2 protein-coding genes are annotated in these 1,234 nt (G+C 68.9%); both read right to left on the bottom strand.

From position 1 onward, the window contains the following. Positions 1–590 (bottom strand): ABC transporter permease (locus tag ACFWI9_RS34470; RefSeq protein WP_387169283.1); only part of this gene is annotated, 590 nt, incomplete at its 3' end. Beyond that, on the bottom strand, positions 587–1,234 hold a 648-nt coding region (locus ACFWI9_RS34465), incomplete at its 5' end, for a DUF4162 domain-containing protein (RefSeq protein WP_387169281.1). The genes ACFWI9_RS34465 and ACFWI9_RS34470, both read right to left, overlap by 4 nt.

The following is a 1,234-nucleotide window of genomic DNA, read 5'->3' as shown; positions in this document are numbered from 1 at the left end:
CCGGAGGTGGCCGCCTCCGGAGTACGGACCGAGAGGCCGATCAGGGCGCCGATCCAGGAGAACGCGTAGCCGAGCAGGAGGAGCAGTCCGAAGGCGGCGAGCGCCTTGGGAATGCCGTTGTGGATCCGCCAGCCGACCAGCAGGGCCACGACGGTGAGCACCACGAGCGTCAGCATGGTCTGGACGAGGTCGGCGAGTGTACGGCCGGTGAGGACAGCGCCCCGCGCCATGGGGAGGGAGCGGAAGCGGTCGATGAGGCCCTTGTGCATGTCGTCGGCGATGCCCGCGCCCGCGCCCGCCGTGGCGAACGTGACGGTCTGGGCGAAGATCCCGGCCATCAGGAACTCGCGGTAGACGGACGGTGACGTGGAACCGCCGATATCCATGGAGCCGCCGAACACATAGCTGAACAGCACCACGAACATGATCGGCTGGATCATCCCGAAGATGACCACTTCGGGGATCCTGGTCATACGGATGAGGTTGCGCTTGGCCACGACCAGCGAATCGGTGAACGACTGCACCACACTCCCGCGCGGGCGCGGGGGGGCAGGGGCGGCCGGCAGGGTGGTGTCCTCGACTGCGGTCACTTCGCGGCCTCCTTCGCGGCTGCCTTCGCGCTCTTCCGGCTCCTCTTGCGGTCGGCGGCGGAATCGGCGGTGCCGCCGTCACCGCCGTCCTCCTGCTCGGCGTGGTGGCCAGTGAGAGACAGGAAGACATCGTCGAGGGTCGGGCGGCGCAGGCCGATGTCGTCGATCTCGACACCGCGGGAGTCCAGTTCACGGATGATCTCGGCGAGCAGCTTGGCGCCGCCGCTGACCGGCACGGTCAGCTTGCGGGTGTGCTCCACGACGGCGACCTCGCCCTTGCCGAGACCGGACAGCACCTCCCGGGCGGCGGCGATCTCGTCGCTCCTGTGTACGACGACCTCGACGCGTTCGCCGCCCGTACGTGCCTTGAGCTGGTCCGATGTGCCGCGGGCGATGACCCGGCCCTGGTCTACGACGCAGATGTCGTCGGCGAGGTGATCGGCCTCCTCCAGGTACTGGGTGGTGAGCAGCAGTGTCGTTCCGCCGTCGACCAGTTCCTTGATGACCTCCCACAGCCCCTGGCGGTTTCGCGGGTCGAGGCCGGTGGTCGGCTCGTCCATGAACATCACGGGCGGCCGTACGACGAGAGCCGCGGCGAGGTCGAGGCGGCGGCGCATACCGCCCGAGTACGTCTTGGCGACGCG

Origin of the sequence: Streptomyces sp. NPDC127084 (assembly GCF_042724175.1) — a bacterium.
Classification (GTDB): domain Bacteria; phylum Actinomycetota; class Actinomycetes; order Streptomycetales; family Streptomycetaceae; genus Streptomyces.
Note: the sequence above shows the minus strand (reverse complement) of the source record. Positions and strands in the feature narration are given on the sequence as shown.